Annotated in this window: 14 protein-coding genes and 1 pseudogene; 7 read left to right on the forward strand and 8 right to left on the reverse strand. The window is 68.4% G+C overall.

Features of this window, described 5'->3' with window-relative positions:
• Positions 1-42 precede the first annotated feature (42 nt).
• The gene (locus tag DT019_RS36730) at positions 43-1,905 is read right to left on the reverse strand and encodes a glycoside hydrolase family 2 protein (protein ID WP_114041341.1); all 1,863 of its coding nucleotides are present in this window, start codon (positions 1,903-1,905) and stop codon (positions 43-45) included.
• Between the two features lie 95 nt (positions 1,906-2,000).
• Positions 2,001-3,026 carry a LacI family DNA-binding transcriptional regulator gene (locus DT019_RS36735; RefSeq protein ID WP_114041342.1) on the reverse strand — a complete coding sequence of 342 codons (1,026 nt, stop codon included), beginning with the start codon at positions 3,024-3,026 and terminating at the stop codon, positions 2,001-2,003.
• Between the two features lie 309 nt (positions 3,027-3,335).
• Between DT019_RS36735 and DT019_RS36740 the strand changes: the two genes are divergently transcribed.
• On the forward strand, positions 3,336-5,495 hold the full coding sequence (locus DT019_RS36740) for a ricin-type beta-trefoil lectin domain protein (RefSeq protein ID WP_189390275.1): 2,160 nt from the start codon (positions 3,336-3,338) through the stop codon (positions 5,493-5,495).
• A gap of 259 nt (positions 5,496-5,754) precedes the next feature.
• Here the strand turns inward: DT019_RS36740 and DT019_RS36745 are convergent, their stop codons facing one another.
• Together DT019_RS36745 and DT019_RS40585 are read right to left on the reverse strand one after the other, a co-directional pair.
• The gene (locus tag DT019_RS36745; RefSeq protein ID WP_223279951.1) at positions 5,755-6,051 is read right to left on the reverse strand and encodes a hypothetical protein; all 297 of its coding nucleotides are present in this window, start codon (positions 6,049-6,051) and stop codon (positions 5,755-5,757) included.
• 165 nt (positions 6,052-6,216) lie between these two features.
• Entirely contained in the window at positions 6,217-6,591 is a 375-nt protein-coding gene (locus tag DT019_RS40585) for a hypothetical protein (RefSeq protein WP_223279952.1), read from the reverse strand.
• A gap of 164 nt (positions 6,592-6,755) precedes the next feature.
• On the opposite strand from DT019_RS40585, the gene DT019_RS36755 reads away from it, so the two are divergent.
• Genes DT019_RS36755 through DT019_RS36765 form a run of 3 tightly spaced genes read left to right on the forward strand, consistent with a single transcriptional unit; the run spans position 6,756 to position 7,763 of the window.
• Entirely contained in the window at positions 6,756-7,082 is a 327-nt protein-coding gene (locus tag DT019_RS36755) for a PadR family transcriptional regulator (protein ID WP_114041344.1), read from the forward strand.
• Positions 7,079-7,435: a DUF1048 domain-containing protein gene (locus DT019_RS36760; RefSeq protein ID WP_114041345.1), complete on the forward strand. Its 357-nt coding sequence runs from the start codon at positions 7,079-7,081 to the stop codon at positions 7,433-7,435. The genes DT019_RS36755 and DT019_RS36760 overlap by 4 nt, the downstream gene beginning before the upstream one ends.
• Position 7,436: 1 nt before the next feature.
• Entirely contained in the window at positions 7,437-7,763 is a 327-nt protein-coding gene (locus DT019_RS36765) for a DUF1048 domain-containing protein (protein ID WP_114041346.1), read from the forward strand.
• Between the two features lie 434 nt (positions 7,764-8,197).
• On the opposite strand, the gene DT019_RS36770 is transcribed toward DT019_RS36765, so the two are convergent.
• The 3 genes from DT019_RS36770 to DT019_RS36780 all read right to left on the reverse strand — a co-directional run bounded on the left by DT019_RS36770 (position 8,198) and on the right by DT019_RS36780 (position 10,793).
• Positions 8,198-8,716, reverse strand: a complete 519-nt coding sequence (locus tag DT019_RS36770) for a GrpB family protein (RefSeq protein WP_189390277.1) — start codon at positions 8,714-8,716, stop codon at positions 8,198-8,200.
• A 379-nt stretch (positions 8,717-9,095) separates the two neighbouring features.
• Complete coding sequence (locus tag DT019_RS36775; protein ID WP_114041348.1) at positions 9,096-9,800, reverse strand: restriction endonuclease; 705 nt, start codon at positions 9,798-9,800, stop codon at positions 9,096-9,098.
• Positions 9,801-10,235: 435 nt separating this feature from the next.
• A complete protein-coding gene (locus DT019_RS36780) occupies positions 10,236-10,793 on the reverse strand; it encodes a helicase associated domain-containing protein (protein WP_411292769.1) in 558 nt (185 codons plus the stop codon).
• Positions 10,794-11,050: 257 nt separating this feature from the next.
• Between DT019_RS36780 and DT019_RS36785 the strand changes: the two genes are divergently transcribed.
• Complete coding sequence (locus tag DT019_RS36785; RefSeq protein WP_223279953.1) at positions 11,051-11,446, forward strand: hypothetical protein; 396 nt, start codon at positions 11,051-11,053, stop codon at positions 11,444-11,446.
• 186 nt (positions 11,447-11,632) lie between these two features.
• Entirely contained in the window at positions 11,633-12,238 is a 606-nt protein-coding gene (locus tag DT019_RS36790) for a dihydrofolate reductase family protein (protein WP_114041349.1), read from the forward strand.
• Positions 12,239-12,991: 753 nt separating this feature from the next.
• Here the strand turns inward: DT019_RS36790 and DT019_RS36795 are convergent.
• Positions 12,992-13,894 (reverse strand): LysR family transcriptional regulator, encoded by a 903-nt coding sequence (locus tag DT019_RS36795; RefSeq protein WP_114041350.1) that lies wholly within the window; start codon positions 13,892-13,894, stop codon positions 12,992-12,994.
• A 99-nt stretch (positions 13,895-13,993) separates the two neighbouring features.
• Between DT019_RS36795 and DT019_RS36800 the strand changes: the two are divergent.
• A pseudogene (locus DT019_RS36800) lies at positions 13,994-14,203 on the forward strand (SDR family NAD(P)-dependent oxidoreductase); the annotation flags it as partial.
• Positions 14,204-14,325 lie beyond the last annotated feature (122 nt).

The following is a 14,325-nucleotide window of genomic DNA, read 5'->3' on the forward strand; positions in this document are numbered from 1 at the left end:
GACGGTTGCTTCGGCGCGGGGGCACGCGTGTGCCGTCGCCGGTCAGGGCTGGCCGAGTTCGTAGGCGGCGGTCCGGGTCTGGATCTTCCGGATGCGTGCGATGTCGAGCTTGGCGGTCCGGTCGAACCGGTAGATGCCGTTCTGTTCCTGGAAGACGTCGGTGAGCTGCGTGTAGCAGTAGCCGAACATCAAGGGGTCGTCGATCAGAGCGCCCACCAGGCCAGCGAAGCGCTCGTACCAGGCCTCCTCGCTCGCGGGCGTGCTGCCGTAGCCCCACGAGCCGGTGTCGGGCAGCCCCGCCTGGTCGGTGGGCCAGTGGATGCCGCCGAACTCGCTGCAGAAGTAGGGCTGTCCGGCGTAGGGCAGGGACCAGGCGCTGCCGTCCGGTGCCGTGTTCACGAACGGTCTGCCGTCGGCGAGGCCCGCCATGTCCCGGGCGAAGCGTCCGGGGTCCTGCTCGTAGTTGTGGGAGTCGTAGATGTCGGTCTCGGGCACGCGGTGGGAGTAGCCCGAGCTGTCGATCACCGGCCGGGTCCGGTCGGCGGCCTTGGTCGCGAGGAACATTCCCCGGGTGACGTCGTCGAGGACGGTGAGCCGGTCGGTGATCTTCTGGAAGGTCTCGTTGAGGGGGCACCAGCCGATGATCGAGGGGTGTGAGTAGTCCCGCTGGAGGACCTCGAGCCACTGGGTAATGAACGAGGCGGTCGGAACCTGCCGTTCGGGCCGTGCTCCGGTCCTGGCGCCCCAGTCGCCGAACTCCCCCCACACGAGGTAGCCGAGGCGGTCGGCGTGGTGCAGGAACCGCTCCTCGAAGACCTTCTGGTGCAGGCGCGCGCCGTTGAAGCCGGCGGCCATCGACAGTTCGATGTCGCGTACGAGGGAGTCGTCGTCCGGCGCCGTCATCAGGCCGTCGGTGTACCAGCCCTGGTCCAGGACAAGACGCTGGAAGACGCGCCGCCCGTTGAGGAGGACGGCGTGGCCGTCGATCGTCACGGACCGCAGGCCCGCGTAGCTCGTGACCGAGTCGACCGGTTCACCGTCGGCGGTGCGTATTTCGAGGGTGAGTGTGTACAGGTGCGGGTCACCCGGCTGCCAGAGCCGGCGTCGGTCGGCGGGGATGTCCAGGACGAGGTGTGCCGTGCGGTCCGCGTCGAGCGGAGCCGTCGCTTCCGTGATCGTTCCGTCGTCGTCGCCGAGGACGGCGCGGCACTGGTGGCCGGGGGCGTTGGCGGAGACCGGGAGGTCCACAAGGAACCGGCCGCCTGCCGTGTCCGGGGTGACCCGTGGCCGGAGCAGGTGGACTTGGGGGACGGGCTCCAGCCAGACGGTCTGCCAGATGCCCGTGGTCCGGGGGTAGAACGCCTCGTAGGTCCCGTACCGGTTGGACTGCTTGCCCCGGGCCTGGACGGCGGCTCGGCTGTCCCGTGCCCGCACCACCAGGTCCGGCGTGGTGCCCGGGGCGGCGAACTCGGTGATGTCCAGGGTGAAGCCGCTGAAGCCGCCCCGGTGGCGGCCCGCCTCGTGCCCGTCGACCCACACCGTGGTGTCGTGGTCGACGGCCTGGAAGTGCAGCAGAATCCGCTGCCCGGTCCACTCGTGCGGGATGCGGAGCGTGCGGCGGTACCAGACGGCCTCCAGGAAGTCCTGGCAGTCGACGCCCGACAGCGGCGCCTCGGGCGCGAAGGGGACCGTGATGGAGGAGGCGAGTTCCCGGTGCGGCAGGCCGCGCTCCAGACCGGTGTCGGCCTGGTCGATCTCGAATTGCCAGGTGCCGTTGAGGCAGAGCCAGTCATGGCGCACGAACTGCGGTCGGGGGTACTCCGGCCGGGGCGGGGCCGTCGGCGTGGGGCCGCGCTCCTTGTGGGGGCCGGGACCGTGTCCCGCCAGCGGCCCGCCGCCTTGCATCGATGCAAAATCGTTCACGCCACGGAGTATCAGACCATTCTTTGCAACGATGCAATCCGCCGTTCATAACGAAACGGCATCAAGGGGCACGCGGGTCAGCGGGCCGCGTCTTGGGCCGTGCTCTCCCGGACCACCAGCTGATGGGAAGCGGTGATCTCCACGGGCGCGTCGTGCGCGCCAGACTCGATCCTGGCCAGGATGCCCTCCACGGCGGCACGGGCCAGCTGCCTCTTGTCGGGGGCGATGGTGGTCAGGGTGGGGCTGCTGTAGCGGCCGTCCTCGATGTCGTCGAATCCGGCCAGCGCCAGGTCCTCGGGGATGCGCAACCCCCGGGAGTGGGCCACGCGCATGGCACCCAGGGCCAGCAGGTCGCTGAAGCAGAACACCGCGTCCGGCCGGTCGGGACGGTCCAGGAGCCGCGCCATCGCCTCGGCGCCGTGGCGGCGTTCGTAGTGGGGGGTCGGCACCATGAGCGATTCGTCCACGGCGAGGCCGGCCTGCGCGAACGCCTCCCGGTATCCGCGGGTACGCAGGACGGCCGTGCCGTCCGTGGGGTCCTGGTGGACGCCGATGGCGGCGATGCGCCGGTGCCCCAGGCCGATGAGATGGGCCGTCATCTCCCGCGCGGCGGTGACGTTGTCGATGGCGACGTGGTCGGCGCTGGAGTCGAAGATCTTCTCACCGAGCAGGAGGATGGGCGCCGAGCCGTGCCGGGATTCGAGGTCGGCGGCGGTCAGGGAGAGCGGGCTGGCGATCACGCCGTCGAAACTGACCGCGTGCGACGCCTCCATGATCAGTTCCCGCTCCCGTTCGACGTCGCCGTCGGTCTGGTCGATGAGGACGGCGTATCCGCGAGCCCGCGCCTCGCTGATGATCAGGCGCACGAGCTCGGCGAAGTAGGGCACGTCGAGCGCCGGCACCACCAGCGCGATGATCCGCGTACGTCCCTGTTTGAGGTTGCGGGCCATCAGGTTGGGGCGGTATCCGAGCGCGTCGATCGCCGCCTGGACCCGCACCTTGGTGGCGTCGGTCACCCGGGCGTAGCCGTTGACCACATTGGACACCGTGCGGATCGAGACGCCGGCGCGCTCGGCGACGTCTCGGAGCGTGGGGGCCGTCATGACGTGTTGACCTCTCTGGCCGAGCGGGTGCGCGGTGGGATGTCTGCCACGGATACCGCCGCGCCGGCACCGCGGTGGTCCACTGCGGTGCCGGCACGGCGGTTCGCGGCGCGGACGGTGCCGTGCGCGGTGCATACAGTCTAGGCGGTTGCATCGATGCAAAAACCTGCTGCCGAAGCATTGCGAAGGGTTGCCGCGCGGCTCCATACTCCCCGACTGCGGGCATTTCCATCGTTGCAATCGGGCCCGCCGCACCTGTCGCCGCACGGACGGGCCGCGTCCCCACTCGTCACCGCACAAGGAGCCGCCATGGCCACCTCGCCACCGCACGACCGTCGCAGACGTCGTGCGCGCCTCCTGCTCAGCCTGCTCGCCTCGGTCCTCCTCTGTCTGCTCGCCCTGCCGACCAGCGCCTTCGCCAACACCCCGGGCAGCGTCCTGTACAGCCCCGCCTCCAGTACGGAGGGCATGGCCTACACCCGCATGATCCGCCTGCAGAACAGCGGATCGGTTAACGGAACACTGCTCGCGAGCTTCGAGCACTGGAGCACCGACGGCAGCTCCAGCTCGTATGTGATCCGCCGCAGTACCGACGACGGTGCCTCGTGGTCCACCCTGTCGGCGACCGTCGGCGACACCTTCTCCTACCAGCCCTTCCTCTTCGAATATCCGCGGACCCTCGGCGCCTACCCGGCCGGAACCCTGCTGCTGGTGGGCGCCACACTGCCGGCCGACCGGTCCGGCGTGACATTCCGCGAATGGCGCAGCACCGACCACGGCGCCACGTGGACCTACGTGGGGGCCCCGCAGACCTCGCACGGAGCCGACGGCAGCGGAATCTGGGAACCCTTCATCGGCCTGGACTCCGCGGGCAAGATGCTCATGTACTTCTCCGACGAGCGTCAGAACACCACCTACAGCCAGTTCCTCGGGCACATCGTCTCCACGGACGGCGGCGACACGTGGAGCGCCAATCCCGACGGCACCACACGTGTGGCTCCCGGTGAGGTCAAGGACGTCGCCAGCACCGTACAGGCCGACCGGCCCGGCATGATCACCATGGCCCGCATACCGTCCACCGGAACCTATGTGGCGAGCTACGAGGTGTGCGGACCGCAGAACTGCCTGGTGCACACCAAGACGTCCTCCGACGGCGACACCTGGGGCAGCGGCCCCTCCGACCTGGGCACCGTCCCGAAGACCGACGACGGCAGAGAGCTTTTCAGCACCCCCGTCATCGCCTGGAGCCCGGCCGGGGGGTCCAAGGGCGAGCTCATGCTCACCGGCCGCACCGAGTCACGCCTGGCCGGCGGAGCCCCGGAGAACCAGCAGGTGGTTCTCCTCAACACCGCCGGCGGCAGCGGGTCCTGGTCCTGGATGCCTTCCCCCATCGCGGTGCCCACCAGTGGAGCCTCCTCCAACTGCGGTACCAACTACAGCCCTGAACTGCTGCCCTCGGCCGACGGCAGGACCGTGCGCTACAGCGCGGCGGGCGTCGCCGGTCCGTACAACTGCCAGGAGCTCACCGGTTCGGGCAACGCCGGCACCCTGCCCTACACCGCCGACTTCACCTCCAACGACGGCGGGTGGACGCAGTACGGCGGCACCTGGTCGGCTTCCGGCGGGACCTCCTCCGAGTCCGCAGGGGGCACCGGCGGCAACAAGGCCGTCACCGGCTCCACCGGCTGGACCGACTACACCCTCCAGGGCGACGTCCGCCTCGGCGGTACGGCCGGCAACGGCAACGCCGGCTTCCTGGTCCGCGCCACCGACCCGACCACCGGAACGGACAACGTCAACGGCTACTACGTGGGCGTCACCGGCTCCAACCTCGTGATCGGGCGCGAGAACTACGGCTGGACCCAGTTGGGCAGCACGCCGGTACCCGGCGGTCTGTCCGCCGGCACCTGGTATCACCTGACCGTCCAGGTCTCCGGCTGCGTCATCTCCGTCCAGGGAGCGCCGTCCGGTTCCTGGAGCAATCCCGCCTACCTCAGCTTGAGCGACTGCGCCTTCTCCCACGGCTCCGTCGGGCTGCGCGACTACGGCACCACCGCGTCCTGGCGCAACATCACCGTCCGCACGGCGGGCCCGGTCACGGGTCCGGGTACCACCGGCAAGTGCCTCGACGTCGACACCAACACCAACACCAACCAGAACGCGGCCCAGCTCTGGGACTGCGACCAGGCCGGCGGACAGCAGTGGACAGCCGCCGCCGACGGCACCCTGCGGGCCTTCGGCAAGTGCCTCGACATCGACAAGAACGCGACCGCCGACTTCAGCAAGGTACAGCTCTACGACTGCAACGGCGTGGGCGGCCAACAGTGGGTCCCCCGAGCTGACGGCAGCCTGTACAACCCCCAGTCCGGACGCTGCCTGGACGACCCCCAGGGCAACACGGCGAACGGAACACAACTGCAGATCTACGCCTGCAACGGGCTGTCCACCCAGGTGTGGCACCTGCCCTGAGCACCCCCGCGACGATGATGCGCAGGGGCGGGCCCTGCACCACGCCCGCCCCTGCGCATCACACGGCAGGAGGTGCCACGCTGCAATGACCCGGGGACCGTTCTCCGCCCCTCGCCCGATGGCGGTGGAAGAAGCTGCCGGCGGCGTCCTCGATGTCCCGGCCGGAGAGGACAGCTGTTCCTCGGCGCCGCAGGCCGACGATGCCACAGCATGACCGGCCCTGGCCCATGGGCCCGCACCCTTGACCATGCCAGGACGGTCAAGCGGAGTAGGTGGCCGGTGGAAGGGGGAATGCCGAAGCGCAAAGAAGGACATCGGCCAGGATCTCGCTGATCAGCAGAATCCGGTGACGGTTGTACCGGTCCACCAGAAGGGGGAGGGTACCGGCGGCTCCGACCAGGCCGGCGTCTGCGGGCGAGCCGGTTGGGGCCAGCACGAGCAGCGGCATCGCTGTCGAGTTGATCCGGGCGCCGAGGGTCGAGACGACCTGACCGCTCCAGAGCGTGACGAAGTCGCGGTTGCGCCACAGCGACGTCTCGGCGGCCGTGGAGTTCACACCGCCTCCGCCAGGTCGGGGTTGGGGCGGGTGTCAGGGAATGGCAGGGAGACGTACCGTATGCCGGGGGCGGGTTAAGGGTGCTGTGGGGAGCTGAGCCCGCCGTCCCCGGCCACGGGACCGCCCTGGGGGAGGAGGGGGCGCTGAGCCACGTGCTCCAGTCGATCAGTTGAGTGTTTCGTCACTGGGGGACAGGCCGTGTCTCCGTCTCACCCTGCTACCCGACCTCTCCCGGGCGGCCCGCATGTGCAGGCTGCGCGTGCGTGTTTCGCCGATCAGGACCGGCGCCAGTTGCATGGCCGCCGGGGTGGCCATGCGGACGTGAAACGCACGGACCAGTTCCGGCAGGTCCTCGTGCAACGAGCCGGTGCCGGTCAACTCCTGTGACCCGGCGACCAGTTGCATCGACACGCGCCCGGCCACGGCCCGCACCCCGGACGGGCCGGCATCCGCCACGCCCTGTACATGGCCGTCGCGGAGATCCTGGTCCCGGCGGGCTACGAGGCCTGCATCCAGGACGACGGGACGGCTGCGGATCACCCGCGGCACCAGTTGAACAGAGTCCCGCACGTCCGCAGTGGCGGAGTCGAAGGACGGCAGCCCGGGATTGAGTTCGTCGGAGACCTTGCCGATCCGCTACTCGGTGATACCGTATAGCGGTACTCGGTACCACGTAGTACCGGCGAGGTTGAGGGGCACCTGCGATGGACGACCTGACGGAGATGTTGAAGGGCACACTCGAAGGGTGCGTGCTCGAAATCATCGGCAGGGAGGAAACCTACGGGTACGCCATCACCCGCCGGCTGAATGAGCTCGGCTTCGCCGACGTCGTCGAGGGGACGGTGTACACCATCTTGCTGCGGCTGGAGAGGAACGGGCTCGTCCACGTGGCGAAACGGCCCTCCGGGGTGGGCCCGCCGCGCAAGTTCTACACGCTCAACGATGCCGGACGCGAGGAACTCGCGAAGTTCTGGGCGAAGTGGCAGTACCTCTCATCGCGCATCAACAGGCTCAAGGAGGGCGGGAGATGAACTTCTGGGAGAAGGTCACAGGCAGCGATCTCACGAGGGAATGGAAGGCGTTCGAAGCCCGGGTCGAGGACCTGCCGGACGACTATCGGGCGGTGTGGGGACAGATCGTCGCCCACCTCTTCCCGCACGGGGACTTCACCGGCCGCAGCCTGACGCCGCTCCTCGACTCCGCCCTGGGGCTGCTCGAAGTGTCGGCAGCGGACGGGCACAGCGTCCACGAGGTGCTCGGTGACGACATCCAAGGCTTCTGCACGGCGCTGGCCGGCGGAGCAGGAGCCCGGACTTATCGCGACCGGTGGCGCGAGCAGTTGAACAGGAACGTCGCCAGGAAATTGAGCCGGCTGGGAGGCTGACGTGAGCATCCAAGACATCATCGAGGGCAAGAAACAGTGGCGGGCGCACGTGGCCCGGGTCAAGGCGCTCCCGCCGGACTACCAGATCGTCTACAAGGAGATGCAGAAGTACTTGTTCAAGGTCGGACCGGTCAGCCTGTCCGACGGCTCTCTCCTCCCTGGAATCGTCGACTTCTTCGAGGAGGGCGTCGCCGCGCGCAAGGGAGTCTTGGAACTCATCGGCACCGACGTGGCCGCGTTCTGCGACGACCTGATCAAGGACTCTCCCACCTACGCGGATGCCTACCAGGAATCCATTGGAGGGGAACCCGGCGCGGCCAGGAAGTGACAGCCTCGGACCGGTTCGTGACGCTGCCGGGTTCCACAGGGCGGGGCCGGCGCGTGCGTTGTGGGGCGGCGTGTGATCACCGTCCCAGAGGCTGGGGCTGGGTAGGCAGCAGTCGAACGACGGGGCCGGGCGTGGCCAATCATAGAGCCGCGTGTACGCCGCAAGCTCGCGGTTCCACTTCGCCTCGCCGACTCGGTCGGGGTTCGGGGGCGAGCGCACACGCCAGTCGTGGAGGTCGAGCAGATGATCCGCGGTGGCCTGAGCCCGAATTTACCGGAGCTTCTGTGGCGCAGCGGATGCCTCCGCAGATCAAGGGCATGAACAGTCTGTTCTGCCGTTGCGCTTGCGGGGTGCCGCGGCCGATGCGGCGCTGAGACCAGGCAGCTTGGAACCTTGGCCCTCACGCGAGGAGCGGGCCGGTCGTCAGCCTCGGGCTACCGCGGGTGCCCGCCGTTCCGTGCAGCGTTCATGATCTCCGTGAGGGCGCTCGCCTTGAGTCCGGAGTAGGCGAGAAGCACGCTGGCTTCGCGCGCCGCGGAGTGCTTGACCCGTGCGTAGCGTGCGGCTGCGTCCGGATGGGTCCTGAGGTAGTCGCGGAAGAGGATGCTGTCATTCCACAGTCGCCCGTCCTTCTCGACTACGTGAACGTTGGTGGGTTGGCCGGAGCGCCGACGGAGGTATTCGCGGCCAGGCACGCCGGACTCTCCCAGGTGTTCGAAGCCGAGTTCCTTGACCCGCTCCACAGCAGTGCTGGCATCAACGGGCTGGCACCCGACCTGGATGTCGATCACCGGCTTGGCGTCAAGGCCAGGAACGGAGGTGGATCCGATGTGCTCGACCGCAACCGGCATGCCCCGCAGCACTGACGAGACCTGTTGCGCCAGCTCTTGTCCCAGCGCTGCCCACGCCGGAGCGTAGGGAGCCAGGATGATCGGTTCGTCAAGATCGGCCATGGTCGCAGGGTATCCGGCAGCCGGAAGGTCGCAGCCCAGTGGCCGGGTGGACTTCCTCCGAGCGACCTCTCGCATTTCAGCGTCGCACCCCCTTGAGGCCTATCTCCAGCCTCCGCTGGCCCGCAGACAGGATGAGACCCCGAGAATGAGCCATGACGTCCCGGGGCCTTGGCGGCCAGGTCGATATCGGGGGCACGGGCCGTCGTTGTCCGAGCCAACGCCTCGACCCCGACGGCGCGGACCACCCGCTGCGCGCACCGCACGGCTGCATCAGCGAGTGCAACACACTCGCCGTCGGCACGATCCCAGCACCTTCACCTTCCTGAACACCGCGTCTGAACACCGGGGCGCCCCCCCGTCACGGGGCCGCCCCGGTACCTCACTGCGCGGGGAGCTCCCACGGAGCCGGGCCCGTCCCGTTGTTCCAGGCGGCCAGCGATGTACCGCCGAAGCAGAGGATGGCGCACTGCTCGGCATAGTCGAGGGCGGGGTCCGTGAACTCGCTGGTGGTGACCACCACGGCCAGTTCGGCATCGTGCACCGCGTAACAGGTGCCGCCGAAGCGCTGGAGGTCCTGTGAGCCCACCTTGTGGCCCGGCGCGTAGCACTTGCACTGGACGACGAGCCTGCGGCCGTCCGGCGTGGTGGCCAGGACATCCGCGCCGAGGTCGCCCGCGCCGCCCACCACTTGGACGTCCGAGCAGCCGTCGCGCTCGCACAGCCGCGAGATTGCGTCCTCGAAGGCGAACGGGTCGATGTCGGCGCAGTCGGCGGCCTGCGGGGCGCCGACGGTGGGCGGCAGCACGGGCGCCGGGTGCTCCGGCACCGTGACGAGCGCCGCTCTGCGCGCCGCACGGCGCAGCCGGGCGCTGCGTATCGTCGCGGTGGACAGCAACAGCAGGGCGAGCAGCGCGAGGACGGCGCCCAGCGGATCCGAGTGCGGCGCGATGGCCGTCCTGAACGTCAGCGCCACGCCCCAGACCACGAGAGCCACCAGACCGAACCCGAGCGAGGTGGTGCGCAGACTGAACGCCTGACGCCGGCGCTGTGCGATGGCGGGGTGACGGCGGACGGGCATTGTCATCGGGGGCTCCTTCGGACTGCGGACTCGTGGCAAGGCGGACGGACCGAAGCGACCTCACGCCCAGCAAGATCACTCCCGTGTCCATCTGCCCGCTCGCACCCCATCCACGCGGCCCCGGACAAGGCCCCGTCAACTATCGAGCCCCGTATGCTGGTTGGCGTACGGGGCACGGCGAGCTTCCCTACCGTTTCAACGACCGGGTTGCCGGCCGTGCGCGCTGATCCAGTCCGGCTGCGGTCTGTGTCACGTCCAGCCCATGCCCAGCGTCCGTAGCGTCACCAGCTGTTCGGTGGTGAGTTTGTCGCGCTTGGCCTTGGTGTTGGAGACCCACACGCCCCGTTTCACGGTCACCGACTCTGTCTGGGCGTCGGCCGTGATTGGCTCGCTGTGCCTGCGGGGCCGGCCGGTGTGCGCCTTCCCGCCCCACCCACTGCGTCAAGGCGCAAGGCCCCACTGGAACGCCTGCTGTGCCTTGGCCGGACCCTTCTCTGTACGGCTGGCGGCCGGAGCAGGAGAGGGGGCCTCGGCTTTGATGCCCAGTGCGGTCAGTCGTTCCTGCTGCTCGCTCGACAGCTGCGCCCAGGTGTTCGGTTGTTTCTGCTGTTGGAGCCAGCGTCCGATGTCGTCGCCGTCGAAGGTGACGCCGGGGGCGATGCCGGGGAGGTGGCCGTCGGCGTCGACGAGGTCGGCGAAGGCTCGATAGTTCGCTGCTCGTTGAGCGGGGAGGGACAGCTCCAGCCTGGGTCGATCGCTGTCAGCCGCTCCGCACGCTCCCTCGCGCGCTTCGGGTCTTCCGAGGCCTCCCTTGCGGCGCAGGTTGGACATGTGCTGCCCGATGGGCACCATCTGGTCGTCCTCGCCCCACACGGCGTCCTGACGGGGCGCGAGGCGCCCGGTCGCCTGCCGGAACGAGCGGAGCACCGCCAGCTTGTCCGCCCAGGCTTCCTCTCCTGGCTCCCAGACCGTCCCGGCCTCCGGTAAGCCGAGCAGCACCCTTGCGACGTCCAGCTGCCGACCACGTGCAGGGCAAGCGGAAGACATCCCGGGGTCCGGCCGGGGACAAGAACCCGCCCGTCTGACACCTGATCACCGACCGCTCGGCGCGCCCTCGCAGGAGAGTTCGCTCGGCCCAAGCGACGCGGCCCACGTGGTGCCCAGACGATCTCGACGAGTCCTTCGTCGGGCAGAGCGGTTACGTCGCAGCCCATGCATCGCTGCGGACGGCCATTCAAGTGGCCTGCCAACCGCCAGTGGAACTCGCGTGCGCCGGTATCCCCGGCCTGTTCGACTGCTACGCCCTGAACGTGTCGGGCACCACCGCCTGGGCGTGCCCGTACACGGACTTCCCGTTCGTCGAGATACGCCCTGACCGGCACGTGAGGGTGTGGTCGAACCAGGTACGGGGCGCCAAGGCGGTGGCGGTCCACGGCGAGCGGGTCGCCTTCTGCGGCGGCTACGGCGAGGAGCTGGACCGGCTCGCCCACGGAGAGCTCACCGAAACATCCGTCGAGCCAACGGACGTCGGCCTGCTGACCCTGCCTGACTGCCGCCTTCCCGGCCCGCGACGGGCCGTCGGCCGGGGAAGCAGGATCTACGTCCAGGCCGAGCCGTTCACCGCGTGGGGCGTGTTCGACCTCAGCAGCTGAACACTCAGCGCTGGAGGACCTTTCCACCCGGTCGCCAACCATCCGGCGGCCCCTTCGGCAACGACGGCGAGCCCTGGCCGGGTGTGGTCGATGAAGTCCCCGATCCCTTCAGAGCCTTAGCGCGGCCGATGAGTTTGGTGCTCCCGGGCGGTCCAAGCTCGTGACACCCTATGAAAGGACACCGTCATGTCGGAGCTTCTCGTCGACTTCATCACCTCGCTCGACGGCTATGCGTCGGGAGACGGATGGCCCGGGTTCTGGGGCCTTGAGGGCCCGGAGTACCTCGCATGGCTCGGTAAGCAACCCGAGGCCACCTATCTGATGGGAGCGAACACCTACCGCCTGATGTCGGGCTTCGCCGCAGGCGAGGTCCCGAAGGGCCAGGACGAGTTCAGGCCCGAAGAGGAGGCGTCGGTCGACGAGCTCACGCAAGCGTCCAAGGTGGTGTTCTCCTCCTCACTCAAGGGGCCACTGGCGTGGGCCAACTCCACGCTGATCCGCGACGACGCTGTCGAGGCGGTCCGCGCCATGAAGTCGAGTGGCTCGGGGCTCCTCAGTACGATCGGCAGCCTCAGCCTGTGCCGGACCCTTCTACGAGCCGGACTCGTCGACCGCTTCCGGGTCGTGATGTTCCCGGTGATCACCGGGGCCACGGGCGAAGAACGCATCTACGACGGCTACCCGGACATCGCCCTCGAGATGATCAACCACCGCACCTTCGACGGCCGCATCCAACTGGTCGAGTACACACCCCGCGTGCTCGAGCACCCGCCGCTCGACGCCCCTGCGTGACCTAACCCGTCCGCCGGTCTGGACGGCTGCCAGGCCTGGCCTGGCAGCCGGGCCGCACGAACGGACTGCGCGCAGGGGTTCCCGGATCAGCACCGCTACGCTGATCAAATGCGAAGGTCAGTCGCTCCACGATTACTTGTGCGGCTGCTCTGAGTGGGCATTTGATGTTGATTAGTGCTGACCGTTTTAGCAGGATTCATCCCCAATGCGCGCGGCCTAAAATGCGTGGAGGCCTCCTGCAAACAGGGAGCCTCCACGCATTCCTAAACCAGTCGGAATCTAGGTGTCATATGCGAACTAAACGGTCAGCCGAGTCGATGCGCCGAAAGCCATGAACAGGCTATAAGCCGCGAATCACCGTAAAGGACCCCGCCCGCAAAGGGGATTTAGCGTTAAGAAACCTTCCCTGAACGCCCACTCAGAGGGCACCAGAATGACGCCGCCAACCAGTCGACCCCACAAGCCAGTTGGCGCGATCACCGGTTACGAAAATGTTGGAAGTCCCATCGGTTATGTGTGTGTCCGCAGTGCGTGCGGATGTGTGGCTCCACCCGTATGACGTCACGTTCATGGACCGGCTGGCACCCTCACGCCCCTCTGGTCCTCGCCGTCCACCCTTCTCTCACCGGCAGCGCCTGACGCCAGAGCCGGTACAGCGAACTCACCCTCTGGTGACCAGACTTGGTCAACGGTTCCGTCCGCGCCGCTCCACCAGCTGTCCACGTGACGTCAAATACTCGGGGGCGCAGGGGTTCAGAGGATCGGCAGCGCGACGTTCTTCCGTCGGGAGGCTCCGCCGAGCAGCGTACGTGCGGCGTCTTCCAGTGATACGAGCAGCGGGTTGGGATCGGCGGCGCGCGTGACGAACACGACCTCGCAGGGATCGATGTCGGTGACGGGTACCAGGGCGATGTCTTCGCGCAGGGCAGCGCGTCGATCACCGGCTGGGACGATGGCGACACAGTGACCAGTGGCAATGAGTTCCAGCTTGTCCTCGTAGCTGTCGTCGTTCGCCGGCGCGGAGGGTGCCGGGCGGTCACCGACCGGCTTGGGTGTGCTCCAGACAACTGGCGTGCTGACGCAGGCCACCAGTTCCTCGTTCGCCAGAGCCCGCAGGCTGACGGCCTTCTCGTGGGCGAGGGGGTGACTCGCCGACGCGATGAGTATCCGCGATTCCTCATGGAGTTTGGTCACTCTGAGGCCGTCTGTGGGGAAGGGGAGGGGCTTGTACGTGATGAGGGCGTCGACCCGCCGTTCGGCCAGGGCGCGCGTGTCCCGCCAGTCGAGGTGCCGGGTGCGGACCTGGCTGTCGGGATGGCGACGCCGCAGTTCCTGCACGCAGGCCGTGATGACGAGTCCTTCGGCGCAGCCGACGGTGACAGCAGGGGGCTGGACAGCGGCTCTGGCCGCGTGAGCGGCTTGCTCGGCCTCGTGGAGCAGTATCCGAGCCCTGGGGAGGAACGCCTGGCCGGCGTCGGTGAGGCTGCTGCCCTGCGGCGAGCGGTCGAAGAGGCGGACACCGAGCTGGCTTTCCAGCCGTTGGATCTGGCGGCTCAGTGACGGTTGCGCGAGACGCAGCCTGGTGGCGGCCCGGCCGAAGTTGCCGTGCTCGGCGACGACCGTGAAATAGCGCACGAGCCGCAGGTCGAAGTCCATGCGCCCAGGGTACGTCGAGCGCCGTCATACGCCGGGAACATGACGGCATGCGAAATGGGCCTTGGACGGGGCGTGCGGGTGGGTATTTGACTTGAGGGCATGACCACTTATGACGGCAAGAGAATCGTGATCACGGGCGGAAGCAGCGGAATCGGCCTGGCTACGGCACGGTTGTTCGCGGACGGCGGGGCGCATGTCCTCATCACCGGCCGCACCCGCTCCACCCTGGACGCCGCAGTGGAGCAGTTGGGAGGCAAGGCGGTCGGCATCCGCAGCGACGCCGCGTCGCTGAAGGACATCACCGCCCTAGTACTGCAACGGTCTTTTCTGTGACGGATGGGCAGGTCGGTCGTTGGTGTGGTTATGGGTGGGGACGACCTTAGTGATGTCACGTTGTGGGCCGGGGAACTGGGCGCAGTGCATGGGCGGTT

This window comes from Streptomyces sp. SDr-06, assembly GCF_003324565.1.
In the GTDB taxonomy this organism is placed as follows: Bacteria; Actinomycetota; Actinomycetes; order Streptomycetales; family Streptomycetaceae; genus Streptomyces.

What these genes read in the sequence shown, in the direction of transcription:
- DT019_RS36730 (WP_114041341.1), bottom strand. Translation starts at nt 1,905, where the DNA reads ATGCAAGGCGGCGGGCCGCTGGCGGGACACGGTCCCGGCCCCCACAAG.
- DT019_RS36735 (WP_114041342.1), bottom strand. Translation starts at nt 3,026, where the DNA reads ATGACGGCCCCCACGCTCCGAGACGTCGCCGAGCGCGCCGGCGTCTCG.
- DT019_RS36740 (WP_189390275.1), top strand. Translation starts at nt 3,336, where the DNA reads ATGGCCACCTCGCCACCGCACGACCGTCGCAGACGTCGTGCGCGCCTC.
- DT019_RS36755 (WP_114041344.1), top strand. Translation starts at nt 6,756, where the DNA reads ATGGACGACCTGACGGAGATGTTGAAGGGCACACTCGAAGGGTGCGTG.
- DT019_RS36760 (WP_114041345.1), top strand. Translation starts at nt 7,079, where the DNA reads ATGAACTTCTGGGAGAAGGTCACAGGCAGCGATCTCACGAGGGAATGG.
- DT019_RS36770 (WP_189390277.1), bottom strand. Translation starts at nt 8,716, where the DNA reads ATGGCCGATCTTGACGAACCGATCATCCTGGCTCCCTACGCTCCGGCG.
- DT019_RS36775 (WP_114041348.1), bottom strand. Translation starts at nt 9,800, where the DNA reads ATGACAATGCCCGTCCGCCGTCACCCCGCCATCGCACAGCGCCGGCGT.
- DT019_RS36790 (WP_114041349.1), top strand. Translation starts at nt 11,633, where the DNA reads ATGTCGGAGCTTCTCGTCGACTTCATCACCTCGCTCGACGGCTATGCG.
- DT019_RS36795 (WP_114041350.1), bottom strand. Translation starts at nt 13,894, where the DNA reads ATGGACTTCGACCTGCGGCTCGTGCGCTATTTCACGGTCGTCGCCGAG.